A 20412-nucleotide genomic window follows, 5' to 3' on the forward strand; every position below is an offset into this window, starting at 1 on the left:
CGATTATTTTAATCTAATTTCTGAAACGGCCGCACCAGAAGGAATCATAGGAAACACATTATCTTCTTTCTCTACTTTTACCTCAAGGAAATATGGATTCTCAGAAGCTATCATTTCTTGAATGGTCTTTTTCAAATCTTTTCGTTCGCTCACCCTTTTGGATTCTATATGATACCCTTCGGCTATTTTTACAAAATCTGGATTGGTCATAACCGTTGATGCATAACGGCGGTCAAAGAACAGCTCTTGCCATTGTCTTACCATCCCCAAATGATCATTATTAAGCACCACGATCTTAACCGGAACATTGTGTTGGAAAATAACCCCTAATTCTTGGATGGTCATCTGGTAACCACCATCACCTATTATCGCAACCACTTCCCTATCCATAGCGCCCATTTTGGCACCAATGGCCGCAGGTAAAGCAAATCCCATAGTTCCCAATCCTCCAGAAGTAATATTACTTTTAGATTCCTTGAACTTGGCATATCTACAACCGATCATTTGATGCTGCCCCACATCTGTAACGATAACAGCTTTTTGGTCGGATGCCAAATTAATTTCTTCTATGACCTCTCCCATAGTCAACCCTTCCTTAGTAGGATGGATGTCATTCTTAATGACCGTATCGTACTCTATCTGATACTTTTCTTTAAAAATATTGTGCCAATCTACGTGCGAATTTGATTCTACCAACGGTAACAATAATTCTAAAGTCTCTTTGGCATTCCCTAAAACGGGTACATCTGCGTGTACGTTTTTATTGATTTCTGCCGGGTCTATTTCAAAATGGATGACTTTTGCCTGTTTTGCATAATCTTCCAACCTACCCGTAACACGGTCATCAAATCGCATTCCGATAGCTACTAGTACGTCGCACTCATTGGTAAGCAAATTAGGTCCATAGTTACCGTGCATACCAACCATACCTACATTTAAAGGATGATCGGAATCTAAGGCAGAGGCCCCCATTATGGTCCATGCCGCAGGTATGCCCGTCTTTTCCACCAAGGTTTTAAGCTCTTCTTCCGCTTTGCCAAGTATAACGCCCTGCCCCCAAACAATAAAAGGTTTTTTTGCGTTATTAATAAGTTCCGCAGCTGCTTCTATCGCTTTTATATCCGGTTTAGGAGTTGCTACGTAACTTCTGACAGCGGTACATTTTGTATAACTAAAATCGAACTCCTCGAACTGAGCATTTTTTGTAATATCTACCAATACAGGACCTGGGCGACCCGATTTTGCGATATAAAAGGCCTTGGCCATAATCTCAGGAATCTCGGCAGCACTGGTTATTTGATAGTTCCATTTGGTCACAGGGGTAGAAATTCCGATAATATCCGTTTCTTGAAATGCATCGGACCCTAACAACTCCCTTGTTACCTGCCCCGTAATACATACCATTGGGGTAGAGTCTATTTGGGCATCTGCAAGCCCAGTTACCAAATTGGTAGCGCCAGGACCAGAGGTTGCCATGGCCACCCCTACTTTACCCGATACCCTTGCATACCCTTGGGCAGCATGGGCCGCACCTTGTTCATGTCTTGTAAGTATATGGGTAAGTTTATCTTGAAACTTATATAATTCATCATATACAGGCATAATGGCACCCCCGGGGTAACCATATAATATATCTACACCTTCTGCCAGCAAACAATGTATAATCGCTTCTGCTCCACTTATCTTAATGGTTTGTTGGGTCGACTCTTTTGCCTTCTTTTCTTTCAATGTTTCCATATCAAAGTATTAATAATATGCTCGAACCTAAAATTCATCGGTTACACAACCTTTGGAGGCCGATGATACGGTTTTGGCATATTTGTATAAAATTCCTCTTTCAGCTTTTAATTTAGGAGCCACCCATTTCTCTCTTCTTTTTGACAGTTCTTCTTCAGAGATTTCAATATTGATGGTATTGTTGACCGCATCGATAGAGATAATATCGCCGTTTTCGACCAAGGCAATATTACCACCTACTTGAGCTTCGGGCGCTACGTGCCCCACAACAAAACCATGAGAACCACCAGAAAAACGCCCATCGGTAATCAATGCAACGTCTTTACCTAGCCCGGCCCCCATAATAGAAGATGTAGGTTTCAGCATTTCTGGCATACCCGGCGCCCCTTTAGGGCCTTCGTATCTAATGATGACAACGTCCCCTTTTTTAACCTTACCGTTTTTAATACCCTCGTTTACGGCTGTTTCGCTATCAAAAACATTGGCGGTACCCTTAAACGAAAGACCTTCTTTACCGGTGATTTTAGCAACGGCCCCTTCTGTAGCAAGGTTACCGAACAATATTCTAATATGCCCGGTTTCCTTTACCGGATTATCAAGTGTCTTAATAATTTCCTGTCCGTCTATTAGGTTCGGAACGTCTTTTAAATTTTCGGCCAAGGTCTTACCTGTAACCGTTAGACAGTCGCCGTGAAGCATGCCATTGTCCAACATATATTTTAATACCCCTGGTATACCTCCTACCCCATGCAAATCTTCCATAGAATATTTTCCACTAGGCTTTAAATCTGCCAATAAAGGAGTATTATCACTTATTCTTTTAAAATCTTCTAATGTAAAATCCAATTTTGCAGCTTTGGCTATTGCCAAAAAGTGAAGTACGGCATTTGTTGAGCCACCCAATACCGTTACCAATCTAAAGGCATTTTCTAAAGATTCTTTTGTGACGATATCTAAAGGTTTAAGGTCTTTTTCTAAAAGAAAACGCAAGGCCTCCCCGGCTTTTTTACTTTCTTCTTCCTTAATATTTCCATTACTCACTGCGGGGTTGGATGAATTGAACGGCAACGACATGCCCAAAGCTTCTATAGCAGAAGCCATGGTATTTGCCGTGTACATACCACCACAGGCTCCTGCTCCCGGGCATGCTTTATGCACAACTTCTTTATATTCCGCTTCATCTATGGTTCCGGCAACCTTTTGTCCATACGCCTCAAAAGCAGAAATTATATCCAATTTTTTACCATTATGGCAACCAGAAGCAATAGTACCTCCATACACCAAGATAGAAGGCCTGTTCAACCTCAACATTGCCATTAGGGCCCCTGGCATATTTTTATCACAACCTACAACGGTAATTAAACCATCATAACTCATGGCTTCCACAACAGTTTCCATAGAATCGGCGATAATATCTCTTGATGGTAAGGAAAAACGCATACCAGGAGTACCATTTGATATACCATCACTGACCCCTATCGTGTTAAAAATCAGTCCGACCATATTAGCTTTTTCAGCACCTTTTTTTACATGAAGCGCCAAATCGTTTAAGTGCATATTACAAGGATTGCCCTCATAACCCGTACTAGCTATACCGATCAATGGCTTTTGCAAATCTTCGTCTGTTAAACCAATGGCATGCAACATTGCTTGCGCTGCCGGTAATGTAGGATCTTGGGTTACACTTTTACTGTATTTATTTAATTCCATATTAATTCTAGTATGCTTATATCAATTTTATAATAGGTCTTAATCAAAGATAAAAGTTTAAAATGCGCCGTTTTTTTATCCATTACGACAGATCCAAATTCAATTTTGCTAAAATACACCTAAACAACTAACAATCAAGTTATTAGGTATTCTTTTTATATCATATCCAATAAATCAAGATATTGAACATTGCACAAAAAAAAACCTGTATCGGAGTTTTCTGATACAGGTTTTTAAATCAATAAAAAATCTATATCATTCCTGTTCAGGAATAATAATGACCACATTGATTAATATTTTGTTCATATTCATGAAACAATAGTACATCAAAATTTTGAAAACACCGACACCATATCAATATTAATTTTTAAAATTTTGTTTAAAACATAACAATTATATCAGTTTAAAGGATACATTGTTTCCTTCTCTTTTTTGGGCCAAAATGGAGATGGCCTTATCGGACAATTGCAGTATTCTTGGATACCCACCCGTTGTCTGCCCATCTTTCATAAGCACGATCAATCTACCCGATGGTGTTAATTGCACGGTTCCCGGCAAGGTAGCAGAGGTCAACATACTATACTCCAACCCTACTATATTTTCTTTTAATTGATAGGCCATTCTATTGTTCTGTTTAGATATGGAAAAATCTTTAGAGAACAAACTTTCTAGCTGTCTATCGTCTAACAGATCAAATTCTGGAGCTTTATATACCTCTAAAATTGTTTCCTCTAGAAAACTATCTGTTTTTATCTCAGAGATCTTTGGTGTAAAATCATTGTTTCCATCATAAGGTATGTTATCACCGTCTTTCAGCCTATTTACCTGGTTTATAGGAACATAAAACGATCTACTTGATAGCACTGGATCCGTCATGAAACCTCCCTTGATGGCCAGATAGGCCCTAAACCCCTTGTTTAACTTACCGTAAGAAAGAATATCGCCTTCATGAACTTCATATATTTTATAGTTACGAACCGGTTCATTGTTCAACGTTACCGACATAGATGCCCCTGCCAAAACTATAAACGTGCTTTTTTCAAAAATCAATGTAGGTCCGGTCATCGTAATTTCTAGTACGGCATCCGTATCTTTATTTTCCAAAAGCGAATTTGCTTTTTTTACCGAAATATGATCCATGACCCCAGACACAGGAACGCCTTTGTTTCTGTAACCAAACCTTCCCAAATCTTGAACGCTGGTATAAAAACCCGATTTTAAGACCTTAAGCATTTAAAACAATTTTTTCTGGTTTATAAATACCTACCTCGGTTTCTATTTTATGCAGGTTGTACTCCGCCATGGTAATCTGTTGAAATTGAATTTTATCACCCACACTAACAAAACAAGGATGCTCTTTATTAACATCGAAAATGGGAATGGGGCAGCTTCCTACAATGTTCCAACCTCCGGGAGAGTCTTGGGGATATATTCCTGTTTGTTTGCCCGCTATTCCTACAGCTCCTTTTTTTACCTGTAATCGAGGCTCTGCCTTTCTAGAAACTTCCAACTCTTTTGGCAGCCCGCCCAAATACATAAAGCCTGGCAAAAAGCCTATACCATATACGGTATATACATGACTCGTATGTAGCTCTATGATCTCAGGCACTGTTTTTCCCGCTTTTTGTGCCACCTCTTCCAAATCTATTCCAAAATCCAGATCATATGATACCGGTAGCTTCCATAGTATTTGTTCTTTTTTATTGCCTATTTCTAAATTAGTGTACCATTCCCCTATTTTCTTTTTATAAGTTATGAAATCTATTCGTTCTAACTGGTTCACCAAAAGTAAAGAGTTATAGGCCGTTACGGTTTCCCATACCCCATTTGACAAACAGTGGTTTTTTAGGTAATCGTCAAATTGGATAATACTATCAAGAATGGCCTCGTCTACCTTATCTGGCCACTCTATTAAAATGGCGTGCTCGCCATAGGGTTTAATTTTAATAGGTGCGTGATTCATTTTTTCAAGAATATATGTTGGCCGGGCATTTCCTCTGAAAGGTACATCAATATTTGCAATGCTTCAGGAGTATCACCGTGTACACAAAAAGTATCTGCAGAAAGGGTCTTTACATCTTTTGATACAGTACTAACCTTATGTTCTTTTACAATAAGTCCTATATGCCCCAAGACCTCTTTAGGGTCTCTGATAAGGGCGTTTTCGTTATTTCTTGAAACCAGGCTCAGATCATTGTTATAATTTCTATCCGCAAAAGCCTCTCTTTTTATCTTAAAACCCTCTGCTTTTGCCAAAGCTTCAATTTTAGAACCATAAGGTACATATAAAAATAAATGGGACCTATATGGTTCAATAGCCCTTAGAAACACTTCGGCCAAAGATTCATCTTTGGCAATATCGTTGTAGAGTGCGCCATGCGGTTTAATATGCCCAAGCCCCACTCCTTTATACATACATATGTCTTGCAACTCCGATATTTGCTCTCGAATACTTGCTACAAGCGCTTTCTCTGAAATGCTCATAGAAACCCTGCCAAAATTCAACGGATCGGGGTAAGCAGGGTGGGCCCCTACTTTTACATTGTTGGCTTTTGCCAATGCCACGGTTGCAGCCATAGTCTCTTTATTACCTACATGCCCACCACATGCAATACTGCAAGAAGAAATAAAAGGAAAAAGCTTATCCTCATTTTCTACACCTTCGCCCACATCACAGTTTATATCTACATAAAATTTATCCATTTATAATAAATCAAAAACCTTTAAAATACTCTTTACCCCCAATAAGATGGATAAACATACAATAGTCAATCCCAATACATTTTGAAATAGACTGTTCTTGTATACCCCCATAACAGCACCTCTGTTCACGACCCATAAAAGAAATATCGCTATTAACGGCAAAAGAATACCATTTGCAACTTGAGCAAATTTGATTACCTCTATGGGCTTAATCCCAAAAAATAAGAAAAAGACGCCCAATCCCAGTATTGTCATCCAAACCATTCTGAATTTATTGTTCTTAAATCCATTCTCCCATCCAAAGCAACTTGCGGCAACATAAGCCGCGGCCAATGGAGCGGTTATTGCCGATGTAACCCCGGCCGCGAACAACCCGACTCCCATAAAATATTTTGCCCCCGCCCCATATAAAGGCTCCAATCCTTTAGCCATATCCATTACGGTACGTACCTTAACGGCATCTATGGATGCTGCAGATATTATAATACATATAGATACAAAGCCACCTATGGCAATAGACACAAAAGTATCTCTCTTACAAGCTCTCAAATCGCTCTTAGATTTCCATTTCTCACTAACTAGAGAGGCATGAAGAAATAAATTATATGGAACCACCGTAGTACCCACTAAAGCAATAATGGTAAGTAGGTTCTCACTTGTAACCTTTGGCACAAACAAACCTTTGACCACTTCTATAATATTGGGTTTGGTAATAACCGCAGTTAACACGAACGAAAGACTCATGATCAATACCAATACCACAAAAGCCTTTTCCAATACCTTATAATTACCCAGGTATAATAACAAGAAAGCAAGCCCACCTATCAAAAATGGGTAATACACTATATAGGTAGCACCAAAAATGGCTTCCAATCCTAAACTACCTCCTCCTATGTTACCTGCTTCATAGGCCGCGTTGCCAATAACCACCGCTGCCAGAATTATTACAATCACGGTATTTTGGATCCACTTATTTTTAAATTCACTTTTTATGACCTCTGCCAACCCCTTTTGAGTAACTATCCCCAACCTGGCCGACATCTCTTGAAGCACCATGGTGGCAATTATAGATAAGAGCATGGCCCACAATAAAGAATAACCGAACTCAACCCCCGCTAAGGTACACGCCGTAACCGTACCCGGACCAATAAAAGCCGCCGCGACCAAAACTCCTGGACCAATTTTCTTGAACATTTATATAATTTATGGTTGAATGTAAAGATATATGCAAAAAACCAAAAAATTTGCCTTCTCTAAAATGTAATTTCACAACAGATTTAACATTTTAAAATGCCGTTCATCTAAAAAAAAGTCATTCGTCTAAAACTACGATGTCATACATCGATTTTAAATACTAAACCTGAAATTTTGCGGTTATTAATTACCCCGAACCAAAAAACTTAACCTACTTAATGACTTGTGTAGAATGTAAAAAAGAACTAGGATATTTGGACCATAAAAATGCGATTGACAGTTTAGGAGTTGAGCTTTGTTCTCATCATCATGGTCTTATGCTAGAACTGATTAGAAAGAAGAAAACACCATTAGAAGCCATTCAACTATACTATGGACTAAAAGAAGCCGGAATACAGGGAATGCTAGAATGGTGGGATGGTAAAAAGTCGATAGATATTGCCATATCCAGAGTAAAACTGAATATAGAAATCGATTCAGAATATGATAAACTGACAGAAGACCAAGCTATTAATCAATTAGAAGAAGCTATGCATTCTTTTAAAAATGGTTTTACGACCATTCGAATTCCACATATTTTAATCCGTAATTATTTAAACGAAACGGTACAAAATATAATAGGAATAATAGAAGGTTTAAAAGCAAATATTAAAGTTATCAACTAAAACGCACTTCTATGGACCGTTCCAATAAAACGCTTAAAACACCGATTAGATTGGCATTGGCAACTTTGTTGGTAGGCATAGTGATGCGAATATTAGACTGGCCATATGCCAAAATCGTAATATTCATATCGTTTTTGGCTATTGGCGTCCTATATGCCATACGTTTTAGTAAAAAGAAAAACAAGCGACCCGTAGCGTATGTAAAAATGATCTTGGTCTTGTTTTGGACCACCAACGGTATGCTCCGCATTCTTGATTTTCCATACACCCTATTTTTTCAGATAGGCACAGCGATTACCTTTATAACATGGTTTGCGATGGAAGGTACCGCCTATTTTATGGATGATGACCGAAAACCAAAAAATTCCCTTACAGAAATAGTATGGAATTTCGCTATGGTAATAGGTGTGCTTACTATTATATGTGGAGGCTTAATGCATCTTTTAGGATGGGAATACGCTATTCCCACACTAACCGTCGGACTTACCTTAGTTACGGCATATATCTTGAAGGATATCTTTAATTCCTCAAAAAAGGAGAACAGCGACAACAACAATGAAGAATTGTCGCTCTAAAACATTATAGCCCGTATAAAGCTATTCGTTAACCCAACCACCCTTTTTTATAATTACCTTTTGTCTAACAAGATTAACAAACGGCGCATAATCTTCAAAAGAAATAATAAATTTAATTCCCTAGATCATCAAGTTCAAAATGATTTTTCAAGTTGTTTTAGATTCATATATTTGAGACAACTAATTAAAAATCAAGCATGAAAAAAGCACTCTTACTTTTTTTACTTCCCTTTTTTACATTCTCACAAATAGAAGTAGATTCAGTTAATAAAACTATTTTTCTTAAAGAAATCAATAAAGTCAACTTATCTCAAAAAGAAATTAGAGAAAAAGTTTTAGAGTGGGCAGCAATGTCCTTTAATAACGTTAATTACGTTACAAGGTTAAATACAGAAGATAAGTTTATAGCTAAAGGTATTTTTCAAGTAGAATCTCAATACAATGGTAATGGGATTTCTTCAGCAACCCAAAAACATGATATCGACTACACCTTAGATGTAGCCTTCAAAGAAGGAAAATACAAGGTCGAGATTACTACAGGCGCATTGAATCAAGCCGAGTTTCCACAAGACCTATTTAGTTATTTCATGAATTTTGAAGATTATCAGAAATACTGGATTAAGTATTATGAAAATTATCAAGGTGCTGGCAAAAAGATGGCTTTAAAAAGAATGAAAAATACCAAGAGTATGAAAAAAATGTACGACACTCAAAAAAAATCATCTGCAAAAATATTTGACCAAATAAAGCCAAAGATGTTAAATATTTATTCAAGCCTTGTAACATATATAAATCAAAAGACAGATGATGACTGGTAATCTTATTTATATAAACATTCAAACAAAATTCATAATTAAACTTAAAACAATTTAATTGATAGTCACCCTAAAGAGCTTTATAGCCCGTATAAAGCTATTTATTAACCCAACCACCCTTCTCTATCCAGAGATCTATATTGTATGGCCTCACTTATATGATTACCATTTAAGTCGGGCTCATCGGCCAGATCGGCAATGGTACGTGAGACTTTTAAAATTCTATCATAGGCCCTTGCCGAAAGATTCAACCGCTCCATAGCGCTCTTTAACAAGGCCTTCGACTTATCGTCCAACCTACAGAACTCTCTTATCTGTTTGGTATTCATCTGTGCGTTATAATGGACATTTTCTAGCCCATTAAATCTTTTTGTCTGTATCTCTCTTGCAGCGGTAACCCGCTTTCTGATATCTACACTACCCTCACCTTTCCGGTCTTCGGATAATTTTTCGAAAGGTACAGGGGTTACCTCTATGTGAATATCTATACGATCTAAAAGTGGTCCCGATATCTTACCCAAATACCGCTGCATTTCTGCCGGAGAAGAGGTAACCGGAGCATCGGGATCATTAAAGTACCCGCCCGGACTTGGGTTCATACTTGCCACCAACATAAAACTACTTGGATAGGTAACCGTAAAACGAGCCCTTGAAATGGTAACTTCCCTATCTTCCAGGGGTTGCCTCATAACTTCTAACACTCCACGTTTAAACTCTGGCAATTCGTCTAAAAACAAAACACCGTTATGTGAAAGTGATATTTCTCCCGGTTGTGGATAGGCACCTCCTCCAACCAGTGCCACATCGGATATGGTATGATGAGGGCTACGAAAAGGTCTTTGGCTCATAAGGCCCATGTTCTTTATCTTGCCCACTACACTATGAATTTTGGTGGTTTCCAAAGCTTCGTGCAAGGTCATGGGCGGTAATATAGAAGGAAGTCTTTTTGCCAACATGGTCTTACCGGCCCCTGGCGGACCTATCAATATTATATTGTGTCCACCGGCAGCCGCAATTTCCATACACCGTTTTATACTCTCTTGCCCCTTTACATCCGAAAAATCAAATTCAGGAAAATCCAGATTTTTATAAAATTCCTCTCGGGTATCTATAATTGTTTGCTCTAGCGGAGTGCCCTTATCAAAGTATTCCAACACTTGTTTTATATTATCTACCCCGTATACTTTTAGGTCACCGACAATAGCGGCCTCCTTGGCGTTTTGCGTAGGTAGGATAAAACCGGTAAAACCTTCTTCCTGAGCCTTTATGGCAATGGGCAAAGCTCCTTTTATGGGCTGTAGACTTCCATCTAATGAAAGCTCTCCCATAATAATATACTTATCTATATCTTCTGATTGTATTTGACCCGAGGCAGCCAATATGCCCAACGCCAATGTTAAATCGTAGGCAGAACCTTCTTTTCTAAGGTCTGCAGGCGCCATATTTATAGTAATTTTTTTACCTGGAATCTTGTAGCCATTGTTCTGCAAGGCGGCCGCAATACGATAGTTACTTTCTTTAATGGCGTTGTCGGGCAGACCTACCAAATGATATCCTATTCCCTTATCTATATTTACCTCAACGGTGATTGTTGTTGCCTCAACACCAAAAACGGCACTACCATAAACTTTTGTGAGCATATTGGAATTTTCAATCCTAAATGTAACCCTTTTTTATGGAAAGTACTGTGTTACATCAATTTACCACAAACCGTTTGTGTAATGAAACGGGCACTCCTTGCTGTGTAAAACCTTCCAACGAAATTTCAAACTCGCCCGTAATATCAGAGCTGTAGAATTTTATTTCCTGTTCTCTATTTGTCAATTCGTAATTTGGATACCATAACAACTGATACCTAAAATCTGGTAAACGTTCGTATTTTTCTTTTAAAGGACCTTCGTAAGATTGACGATAATAGTTTTTATCCTCATTTGGTTTAAAGAGCTTCTGTACTTCTAGATCCTCGGTGTAATAATTCTTGTAAAAATCGGCATTGAACGTGGTAATATCCACAACCCCCTGAAAGGTAGTTGTACCATAAAAATGCTGGTCTCTAGATATATTTATGGACTTAATCTGATTGGCCGATAAGCCAAGAACACGCTCGTGGTCCAATATCAGAATTCCGTCCACAAATACCAGTGGCAATTTTCCAGATTCTACATAAGGGGCAATGGGCCTTACATGAAATTCGGTTTTACCGTCTCTGTTCTTTTGCAGCCAAACATGTTCTACCACCTCAACAAAAGTTTCTTTAATAGTTGGAAACCTAGTATAGTCATCCAATACATACTTGGTGGTACCCGGTCCATAGAAACGATCATTTGGTTTTCCTATTAATACGGTATCCGGTTTGGTACTGTAATAGGCATTTTCAATTTGGTTGTGAACACTGCGTTCTTTTATGGTAGACTCCATACTACGATCCAATTGAAAAGTACTGAAATCTAAATCGGAAAAATTCAACGTTTCCTCCGAAAACACGGTTACATCAGGTATTGTATCGGTCTGCGACAACACTTGTAAATACATGTCCTCTACATCATAATCTTCATCTACATTTATATAAAAACGGCCATCACGATCGGTAACGGCGATTTTAAACAAATAGTCCTCTCCTGGAAACGATACACCGATCGGGGTATTTTCAACTGTTGATGTGGCCATGTTACCCAACACCCCTTGAATAAGTTCTCCCCTTAACTCTGGCAGTATAAGCTTCTCTATTTTTCTTTTTTCCGGATATCCCTTTTGAAAATCAAAAGATGTATTCCTCTCCTTTGACTCCAGTTCATCCACTTTTCTAACAGAAATTGAATAATTGCCCAAACCTTGCAATGTACTAGAGGCTACTTTCATTGATATTGCCCCGCGTTTGGTATAGCTTGTCTTATCCAACTCTAACCGTAATGGCATCTTTCGTTTGTAATCTTGTGAGCTGCCATTGCCCTCTTTTGAACTTGCCACAACCAAATCTTCATTCTTCTTCTCTCTAAATACCGATTGATTGTTGGTATATGGATTTAATACGGTTACATCTAAATCATAAAAGTAATTTCTTCCGTTGTTGAGCATCCATTGGGTATAGGCTACCAATTTGTAATTTCCCGAAGGGATACTAGAAGGTATAAAAAAGTTACTGTCCCCTCTACCATTGCTCAATTTTATTTTTTGATTTAATATTACCTCTTTATTCTCATTGACAAGTTTTATGTACGCAATCTTACTTACATCACTTAATAGCCCTGTATTTTCTTTTAAACAATAAATGGTGTAGTACAGATATTCCCCCACAAAAACCAACCTAGAATTAGTATGTACGTATACCTGTTCTTGCTGTGGCACTTCGGTGTGCCCATTTACTACATTGCTTACGGTTGTCTGAGAATTCATTTGTAGAAAAGAACAATGAATTACGATCAGCAGTATTATATAATTTTTTTTCATATTCAAATTGTTTATTCCACCCAAAAATCCGGAACTACATTCTCGCCCAGTACGGTACAATCGCTACAAACCCTGTACACCATAAAATAAGGTCCTGGCCCGTCTGTAAACAACAAATCATCTTGTTGAGAATATTCGCTATAATATTTTATTAAATTTTGCTCAATCCCATCTATTAATGGAGAACTGCCCCCCTCTGTTAAAAGTGCAGGTGCCAATAACGGACAATCGCTTACATAAGAGGGTAAGTCTTCGCCCGGGAAAAAATCTTCGTAATCAAAAAATATACGCTCCTCAGAAACCGTGCTTACCTGAAAAAAGCCCACAACATCTTCTTCGTCTGTTTGCGACCTAATGTTACCTTCCAAGAACCCGGCCTGTATTTGTGAAAAGAGACTTTCTGACCCCGATAAGGTCTCCAACGTTTCATAATACGCATATGCCGCCCTACTCTGCACAAATTGTCTTACCAAGATACTATAGCGATGAGACAATATATAATTGGCCCTATTAATGAATCTTACGGGAAACTTACTCACCCTATCTTCGCTATACTCAGTAGTATTCTCCATAATAATACCGGTAGACGTCTCCGTTCTATAACACACTTGCTCCTCCTGTGTTCTGGCCCTAACATCCACTTCCGGATTTGGAAGTGGCGAAACCACATAAGCATCCGCCGAACTCCAATATGGGGCTATTATTTTATAGGTTTCCTCATATTCATACCTGTAATATTTTGATTGTCCCGTGGGGTCGTAACTATCTACATAAATGAACATGCCCTCTTCGGCCCCATTATCTTTAAAATCTCTTTCCGCATATACCCTTTCTATAGGATTAACGGCAGGCACCTCCATTTCATCCGAGATATAGTTATTGCCATCCGATTGTATGGACAAGGAATAAGTGAGTCCGGAAACGGCCCCAAACGGATTGCTGGACTCATACACCCCCTCTGATGTTTCTGTGAAGTTATAGACACCACCATTGCTATCCGTTACCGCTACTTGTGCCCCACTAACCCCGGACATTAAAACAGTATCTAGAGGAAATGTCCTGGACACCAATACGCGCTGCGTTTCGTTATTGTTCGTAATGGTCGCCTCTACCACTAAAGCACTTTTAAATTCTGTAGTTTCAACTTCAAATGGCTCCACACAACTATTCACCACAATGCCAAGGCCAATAATCATGACTACAATAATGCTTAATCTTAATTTTTGCATTTGCCTTTAATTTATTATTAAACTCAGTACAACTTCTTTCTTATACCGAGCATGTTACTTGTTTACCCTAAAATTGGCAATTGGTTATTGCCAAAATACTCACTATTGTCTTGCGGTCTCAGTAAAAATGCTATCCCCTCCGTCACATGACATTAAAACTTGAAATTATAGGTAATCGTAGGTACAGGTATTGAAAATATGGAGCTTTGGTATGCATTTAGCTCCCCGTTTTCCGTCACAAAGAAAACCGAATAAGGGTTGTTTCTACCCAATACATTATATACCGAAATGTTCCAAAAACTATGTGCTAATTTATTTTTCTTGTGGTTGCCTTCTATATTCAACCCAAGATCTAACCTATAATAGTCAGGGATCCTAAACTCATTACGATCGCTATAGACCACATATTCAGAATTATTAAAGTTATACCGAGCTACTGGATAGGTCACCGGCCTACCTGTTTGATATGCCAAGTTTGCGGACAGGCTAAATCTTTTTGTCAACTTATAATTTAAGACAGCACTAAAATCGTGCGGTTTGTCGTAATTGGTCGGAAAGTATTCACCATTGTTAACCCGTTCTTCGGCAAATTCACTGTCTAATTTTAAAAATGACCTAGAATAGGTATACCCCAACCATCCGTTCAGTTTTCCAGAATTTTTACGGATCAAGAACTCTACACCATACGCATGCCCATCTCCTTGTAATGTTTCGGTCTCGATGGTTTCGTTCAACAAAAGTTCTGAGCCTACTTTAAAATCCAACAGATTATCGGCTTCCTTATAATATCCTTCCAAACTTATCTCATATTTGTTGCCATCCAGGTTTTTATACAACCCTAGCCCTACTTGCCTACCTTTTTGTGGTTTTATATTATTGTCGGATAGTTTCCAGGTATCTATTGGGCTAATCGTTGTTGTGTTCGACAACCTATGAATATATTGATATGTGGTATTATAACTTGCCTTTACCGACAGGTCCGGCCCTAAGAAATACCTGGCCGAAAGCCTTATTTCAGGTCCGCCATAAGTTTCTACAATTTCATTATTATCATAAGAAACAGTCTCTGTCAACGTTTCTTCGTTTTTAGGCATATTGTCCTCATACACCCGGGCATTGGTCGGCCCTAAAGTTGCGAACATAGAATATCGTAGCCCTACATCGATGAGCAACTTGTCGTTCACCTCAAAATTATCGGACAGGTATATGGCCGCTTCAAAAGCCTTTTCTTTTGAAATAATCTTAGGTTCAACTATAGAATTATTGCCATTTGGCTCCAAATTACCTGGTTGGACGTTATATAATTTTGCCGATAGCCCGTAATCAAATTTATGTGCCTTGCTGTGTAAATAAGAGAATTTTAATTTAGCTTCGGTCTCGTCTACCACAAAACCTAGATCAAAGTTGTTATCGGAATTACCCTCATATGCGATATTAAATTTATAATTACTGTTGGCTACCACCAAGCTGCCCGTATTCTTATCGTTGAACTTGCGATCCCACTGAAAGGAAAGTAGCCTGTTGCTGTAGCCATAAACAGAATCGGAGGTGATACTAAAGGCATCCCTACTATAATACCCCATTGCCTTTACCGTATTTTTTTCATTGACAACATGGGTATATTTTGCAATGGCATCGTAAAAAGACGCTTCGCTATTACTTAACGATTCGTCGTCCAATGACCGTAATATCCATCCAGAATATGTTCCCCTGCCGCCAACCAACAAACCAGACTTGCCTTTAACCACAGGTATCTCTAGGGCCACATTGGAGGTAACGGGGCCAATGGCCGCCTCACCGGAAAATTTTTCATTATTCGCATCTTTAGAGGTGATATCGAAAACAGAGGACAAACGACCGCCGTATTGGGCCGGTATACCACCTTTTAATATTTTAAGGTCTTTGGTCGTAAATGGGTTCAAAGCCTGAAAAATTCCGAAAAAATGCGAGGGATTATAAATAACGGCATTGTCCAACAAAATTAAATTCTGATCGGTACTGCCTCCACGTACGTTAAAGCCCGCAGCACCCTCGCCAGCCGTAGAAATACCCGGAAGGGTCGTAGCTACCTTTAACACATCTCGTTCCCCCAGTACCAGAGGAATGTTCTTGGTCTCTTCTACCACCAGATCCGTACTGCCCGACAACGCTTCCTCTACATTCTTCGCGGCATTGGCCTCTACGATTACCTCGTCTAAAAACTCGACGCTTTCATTTAAATTAAAATTTAACTGTCCGTCGTTAAAAACAATAATCCTGGTCGTACTAGACTCTATACCCAAAGAGCTCGTTTTTAGAATACTTGTTCCGGCGGGTACTTCCAGTTCATAATAGCCATTATCGTTGGTAGCCGTTCCTGTATTCTTTCCGTTCAGTATAATGGATAAATTGGAAATAGGCTGATTTTGTTCTTTTGTTCTTGCATAACCACTTATTTTAAATGTGGTTCTTGGATCGGACAGATTTTCCTTACCAATTCTTACCGTTCTATCAATGGTATTTTTTTTGGAAGCTTCAATATTCGAAAATACCGGATTACTGGTTATTCTCGTATAATTGGGATTTTCTGAAACAGAGTCTTCTTCCCTACCAAAAAAACCTTCGGGCAGGTCTTTGTAAATACTATTATTTTGGGTCAAGATGATTTTATCGTCGGAGTATTCAAAAAAGTTCAGGTTTGTTTTGTCAAATACTTTTTCTAGAACCTCACTTAACGGTGCATTACTGAATTTACCCGAAAAGTTTACTCCCAAAAGCCATTTCCCTTCATAGAAAAATACAACTTCAGATTCTTTTTCTATAGCTGCCAATATATTGGCTAGCGGTTCATTTTCAAATTCAAAATTAAATTTCGATTCATTTTCCTGACCAAAAATAAGGCTTCCGAAAAACAGCACAAATAGCGGTAATAGTCTTCTCATAAATCTTGTGGCCTATTATTGATTTTGAAAGAATCGGAGAGTTTGGAAAAAAAGTTTTTCCAAAAAACATCTTCGTTGTTCTTTTTTAATGCTTGGTTATAATTTTCATTGATGAACTCTTTCTTATCTGGCCATATTCTGACTACATCTTGCTTTCTTTCTATTTTATGGAATGTATCGTTATAACGGATTACGTAGTCGTTTTCAGATATAAATTCATAATATACGGTAGTACCCCTTATTCTTTTAAACCTTTTGGTACCGTTCTTTTTTAACACCGTCAAAAAGCTATTTTTCATCAACACTTCGTAGAAACCTTGAATATCGTTTTCACCCGATGCCTCTTTAATATGAATAAAATCACTTCCCCCTATATGAAAGCTTTCTATCTTAGATTTAAAGAGTATTAACGTAGGATAGGGATAATTGTAACCTACGTTCAAAAGAAGCTGATCTGTGTCCAGATCATATTTTAAGGGTACTTGGTCATAAAACTGACCATCGTACATTACAGAACCAAGCTGAAATTCACTGCTTTTGAAGAATTTGTGCTTGTCGTTAATGGTTCTGTACAATTCAACATATTCTACACCGTTAAAAAGACCGGTATTGAATCGTTTAACATGGTCATCGAACCAATTGTAATATTTTGGTTCTTTATGCACACTTTGGGCTATTGTTATTTTGGCGGAAACAACAGTCAACAATAGCGCACAAACTATTGTCTTGGTTTTCATATAGTTGGTTATTGTTTCTAAAAATAACAAAAAATATGTAACAAGTAGTTTTTTAAAACGCTACTTCAAAAAATTTAAGGAATCCTCGGAAAAATCTTTCTAAAAAAAGATATGATCAAAAACAGCCTCCTAAATATCATTTAGAACTAAAGACCAATACGGACGAAGCTGTACTTTTAATCTCTTCTTCGTTCATCATCATTTTTCTAAACTTGCCATTAACGTACATCTCCGCTTGATCGTCGTAATGTTCGCTAAAAGGATTACCGGACTGCCCTGTGGGCAAAATACTTAAACTGTTTTCTATATCGGAAAAATCGATGACCCTTCTTGTAGATGGCCCCGAGGAGACTTTATACAGCCCGGTACTATCTATCGGAAAAGCCAAATTGTTAATTACCTCTCTAGTACCGTGAACCGGAAAAGGCCCCACATTAAAAAACGACCTAAGTGCCTTTACTTGGCCAATAGGGTGGCCATGCTCTATTGTATGCACCTTGTTCCATGTCCAATCTGTAGAATTAGGCCCAAGACTTTCCTTTAATGATCTTATTGCATCCAAAAATGAATGCTGTACAATCACTTCTCTGCTTTCTACCACATCTGCCGTAGATACATTGTCCCACCAAATAGATTTTTTATTGGCGACCATGGGGGCTATGGTTCTTTTTATAAGATGGGTAGATAGTAATTGGCCGAACATTTCTGTCCCCAATTCATCTTTAAAGGTATTTTTTAATAGGTAATAGACCCATCTTGTATACATGGTAGCCTCCACACTTTGCAAGTTATAGGCACCATCCCAAGACTGCAACGAATCCAGCAAAGCAACTGCCTCTGCATCTAATTGCGAACGATCTATCAATTCTGTTAAATCTTCTATTATCTCTATATGGACGGGAGACGTAACATCCAATATCATCTTAGCAACCGTGTCCGTATCCCAATCGTCTTTTGGCTCTAAAAGCTGTACGATTCGCTTTGCCCTATTTTCTGGCAGATAATAACCGGGGTATAGCATCCCCGCTATTGAATCTGGTTGGTTGTTCGCCGAATAAACATAGTGCCATGGAGGATTTACCGCCTGCGGATTTTCAGAAAAATCCAAATATTCTTTTTGGTACGGTAATCTTGTATTTTTATCATACACCAATTTGGTATTTACACTGTCGGGTATTCTATAAAGTTTGGCCGTTGCAAACCACCCTATATTTCCTTCGGCATCCCCATACATAATATTTAATCCCGGGGCATGTATTTTAGGAAGCGCCTTCTTAAAGGTCTTTAAATTCTCTGCATGGCTCAACTCATAAAAAGCATCTACCACCGTGTTTTTCTCTTGTGTATATATCCAAGACATAGCAATAGGCCGCTCCCCTACTACTTGATCGGCAATACCATTTAATATAGGTCCATGAATTGATTTTTTAAACGAAAAGGTAACATCTTCCGCATCTTTTACCTTAATGGTTTTGGTAACCTCTTTGTAAGCTACCCATTTACCATCTTTTTTATATTGATTATTGTTAGATGGGTTGTTTTCTTCATAATAAAAATCAACATCATCATTTTCGAACATGGTCATACCGTACGCCACATTTCTGTTATGTCCCAATACGGGAAAAGGTATGCCGGCCATGTGATAGCCATATTTTGAATAGTTAGGTGTTTCTATATGGGCTTCGTACCACACAGAAGGCTGTGCAAACCCGATATGGGGATCGTTGGCAAAAATAACTTTGCCGCTCTTGGTTTTTTCAGGGGCAATTACCCAGCTATTGCTACCTTCAAAAAGTGGAAGTTCCAATTTGTTCAAAGCATTTGTAACCATTGCCGTAACCGAATTTCCTATAGAATCGGATTTATTTTGAGGGTAGTTTTTTATCCACTCGGTGTCGGAACTGGAATGCATGGGTAAATCCATCAAATATTCCGGACCTAACTTGTCCTTAATATTGGTCAACAAGGGATCTGTCTTATGGCCCATGGCAAAGCTAAATGCCATGTATCCCATAGTATTGTACACATCGTTTATGGAAAATTCTTTTTTATCTATCCCGGTCAGGTAATACTCTATGGGCGTGGGACCTTCTGCAATAAATTGGTTTACCCCATCTAAATATGCCGAAATTATACCAACGGCCTCGGTATTCTTGTCGAGTTCACCAATCGCTTTTTTTGAAGCATCATCTATACCCAATGAAAGAAAAAACTTGTCGGTAGTAATTAAATCCTCTCCGAATACCTCAGAGAGTCCACCACTACCAATTCTGCGAAGTAGCTCCATTTGCCAAAGCCTATCTTGTGCATGTACATAACCCAACGCCCTAACAGCATCTTGTTCATCCTCACCATAAATATGGGGAACGCCATATTTATCATAATATACATCGACGTTCTGTTTTAAACCTACAAGTACTTTTTTACCTGAGTAATCTGGCTTTAAGATCTGAACAAAAATTACGGCGGCAATACCGGCCAGCACTGCGAGTATCAAAAAGAATATACCTATCTTTTTTAATGTTTTCATAGTTGTTTCGTGAGTTTACACCTCAATTTAAAACTATTTTCCACATTATAGGCCTTGCAGTAATGCTTTTATCACATTAGATAAGTATATCCATTACCTTTCACCGAACGCTCGCCCGATTGTTTAAATACAGAGAAACAATATTCTTC

General features: G+C 38.4%; 15 protein-coding genes. 3 read left to right on the top strand and 12 right to left on the bottom strand.

The window, feature by feature from the left end:
• Positions 1 to 3: 3 nt before the first annotated feature.
• The 6 genes from ilvB to J8L85_RS13210 form a co-directional block, all read right to left on the bottom strand.
• Positions 4 to 1737 (bottom strand): biosynthetic-type acetolactate synthase large subunit, encoded by a 1734-nt coding sequence (ilvB, locus tag J8L85_RS13185; RefSeq protein ID WP_211017900.1) that lies wholly within the window; start codon positions 1735 to 1737, stop codon positions 4 to 6.
• Between the two features lie 27 nt (positions 1738 to 1764).
• On the bottom strand, positions 1765 to 3447 hold the full coding sequence (ilvD, locus tag J8L85_RS13190; RefSeq protein ID WP_211017902.1) for a dihydroxy-acid dehydratase: 1683 nt from the start codon (positions 3445 to 3447) through the stop codon (positions 1765 to 1767).
• A 393-nt stretch (positions 3448 to 3840) separates the two neighbouring features.
• Entirely contained in the window at positions 3841 to 4680 is an 840-nt protein-coding gene (locus J8L85_RS13195) for a biotin-dependent carboxyltransferase family protein (RefSeq protein WP_211017904.1), read from the bottom strand.
• The gene (gene pxpB, locus J8L85_RS13200) at positions 4673 to 5410 is read right to left on the bottom strand and encodes a 5-oxoprolinase subunit PxpB (protein WP_211017906.1); all 738 of its coding nucleotides are present in this window, start codon (positions 5408 to 5410) and stop codon (positions 4673 to 4675) included. The genes J8L85_RS13195 and pxpB overlap by 8 nt, the downstream gene beginning before the upstream one ends.
• The gene (gene pxpA, locus J8L85_RS13205) at positions 5407 to 6150 is read right to left on the bottom strand and encodes a 5-oxoprolinase subunit PxpA (RefSeq protein WP_211017908.1); all 744 of its coding nucleotides are present in this window, start codon (positions 6148 to 6150) and stop codon (positions 5407 to 5409) included. The genes pxpB and pxpA overlap by 4 nt, the downstream gene beginning before the upstream one ends.
• Positions 6151 to 7344 (bottom strand): Nramp family divalent metal transporter, encoded by a 1194-nt coding sequence (locus J8L85_RS13210; RefSeq protein ID WP_211017910.1) that lies wholly within the window; start codon positions 7342 to 7344, stop codon positions 6151 to 6153.
• A gap of 218 nt (positions 7345 to 7562) precedes the next feature.
• On the opposite strand from J8L85_RS13210, the gene J8L85_RS13215 reads away from it, so the two are divergent.
• The 3 genes from J8L85_RS13215 (at position 7563) to J8L85_RS13225 (ending at position 9402) form a co-directional block, all read left to right on the top strand.
• Positions 7563 to 8009, top strand: a complete 447-nt coding sequence (locus J8L85_RS13215; RefSeq protein ID WP_047245573.1) for a hypothetical protein — start codon at positions 7563 to 7565, stop codon at positions 8007 to 8009.
• Between the two features lie 11 nt (positions 8010 to 8020).
• Entirely contained in the window at positions 8021 to 8584 is a 564-nt protein-coding gene (locus J8L85_RS13220; protein ID WP_211017912.1) for a hypothetical protein, read from the top strand.
• A gap of 197 nt (positions 8585 to 8781) precedes the next feature.
• On the top strand, positions 8782 to 9402 hold the full coding sequence (locus tag J8L85_RS13225) for a DUF4468 domain-containing protein (RefSeq protein ID WP_211017914.1): 621 nt from the start codon (positions 8782 to 8784) through the stop codon (positions 9400 to 9402).
• Positions 9403 to 9503: 101 nt separating this feature from the next.
• Here J8L85_RS13225 and J8L85_RS13230 read toward each other — a convergent pair whose 3' ends face one another.
• From J8L85_RS13230 to J8L85_RS13255, 6 genes are all read right to left on the bottom strand, one after another.
• On the bottom strand, positions 9504 to 11039 hold the full coding sequence (locus J8L85_RS13230; RefSeq protein ID WP_211017916.1) for a YifB family Mg chelatase-like AAA ATPase: 1536 nt from the start codon (positions 11037 to 11039) through the stop codon (positions 9504 to 9506).
• A 55-nt stretch (positions 11040 to 11094) separates the two neighbouring features.
• Positions 11095 to 12846: a hypothetical protein gene (locus J8L85_RS13235; RefSeq protein WP_211017918.1), complete on the bottom strand. Its 1752-nt coding sequence runs from the start codon at positions 12844 to 12846 to the stop codon at positions 11095 to 11097.
• 11 nt (positions 12847 to 12857) lie between these two features.
• Positions 12858 to 14075 (bottom strand): DUF4249 domain-containing protein, encoded by a 1218-nt coding sequence (locus J8L85_RS13240; RefSeq protein ID WP_211017920.1) that lies wholly within the window; start codon positions 14073 to 14075, stop codon positions 12858 to 12860.
• A gap of 152 nt (positions 14076 to 14227) precedes the next feature.
• On the bottom strand, positions 14228 to 16996 hold the full coding sequence (locus tag J8L85_RS13245; protein WP_211017922.1) for a carboxypeptidase-like regulatory domain-containing protein: 2769 nt from the start codon (positions 16994 to 16996) through the stop codon (positions 14228 to 14230).
• Positions 16993 to 17733: a hypothetical protein gene (locus J8L85_RS13250; protein WP_211017923.1), complete on the bottom strand. Its 741-nt coding sequence runs from the start codon at positions 17731 to 17733 to the stop codon at positions 16993 to 16995. Before J8L85_RS13250 ends, J8L85_RS13245 begins: the two co-directional genes overlap by 4 nt.
• 136 nt (positions 17734 to 17869) lie before the next feature.
• Positions 17870 to 20263: a penicillin acylase family protein gene (locus J8L85_RS13255; RefSeq protein ID WP_211017928.1), complete on the bottom strand. Its 2394-nt coding sequence runs from the start codon at positions 20261 to 20263 to the stop codon at positions 17870 to 17872.
• Positions 20264 to 20412 lie beyond the last annotated feature (149 nt).

The organism is Maribacter sp. MMG018 (assembly GCF_018100785.1).
GTDB lineage: Bacteria > Bacteroidota > Bacteroidia > Flavobacteriales > Flavobacteriaceae > Maribacter.

Bases quoted from the DNA above. Each gene is read 5' to 3' on its own strand.
- ilvB (WP_211017900.1), bottom strand. From the start codon at position 1,737: ATGGAAACATTGAAAGAAAAGAAGGCAAAAGAGTCGACCCAACAAACC.
- ilvD (WP_211017902.1), bottom strand. From the start codon at position 3,447: ATGGAATTAAATAAATACAGTAAAAGTGTAACCCAAGATCCTACATTA.
- J8L85_RS13195 (WP_211017904.1), bottom strand. From the start codon at position 4,680: ATGCTTAAGGTCTTAAAATCGGGTTTTTATACCAGCGTTCAAGATTTG.
- pxpB (WP_211017906.1), bottom strand. From the start codon at position 5,410: ATGAATCACGCACCTATTAAAATTAAACCCTATGGCGAGCACGCCATT.
- pxpA (WP_211017908.1), bottom strand. From the start codon at position 6,150: ATGGATAAATTTTATGTAGATATAAACTGTGATGTGGGCGAAGGTGTA.
- J8L85_RS13210 (WP_211017910.1), bottom strand. From the start codon at position 7,344: ATGTTCAAGAAAATTGGTCCAGGAGTTTTGGTCGCGGCGGCTTTTATT.
- J8L85_RS13215 (WP_047245573.1), top strand. From the start codon at position 7,563: ATGACTTGTGTAGAATGTAAAAAAGAACTAGGATATTTGGACCATAAA.
- J8L85_RS13220 (WP_211017912.1), top strand. From the start codon at position 8,021: ATGGACCGTTCCAATAAAACGCTTAAAACACCGATTAGATTGGCATTG.
- J8L85_RS13225 (WP_211017914.1), top strand. From the start codon at position 8,782: ATGAAAAAAGCACTCTTACTTTTTTTACTTCCCTTTTTTACATTCTCA.
- J8L85_RS13230 (WP_211017916.1), bottom strand. From the start codon at position 11,039: ATGCTCACAAAAGTTTATGGTAGTGCCGTTTTTGGTGTTGAGGCAACA.
- J8L85_RS13235 (WP_211017918.1), bottom strand. From the start codon at position 12,846: ATGAAAAAAAATTATATAATACTGCTGATCGTAATTCATTGTTCTTTT.
- J8L85_RS13240 (WP_211017920.1), bottom strand. From the start codon at position 14,075: ATGCAAAAATTAAGATTAAGCATTATTGTAGTCATGATTATTGGCCTT.
- J8L85_RS13245 (WP_211017922.1), bottom strand. From the start codon at position 16,996: ATGAGAAGACTATTACCGCTATTTGTGCTGTTTTTCGGAAGCCTTATT.
- J8L85_RS13250 (WP_211017923.1), bottom strand. From the start codon at position 17,733: ATGAAAACCAAGACAATAGTTTGTGCGCTATTGTTGACTGTTGTTTCC.
- J8L85_RS13255 (WP_211017928.1), bottom strand. From the start codon at position 20,263: ATGAAAACATTAAAAAAGATAGGTATATTCTTTTTGATACTCGCAGTG.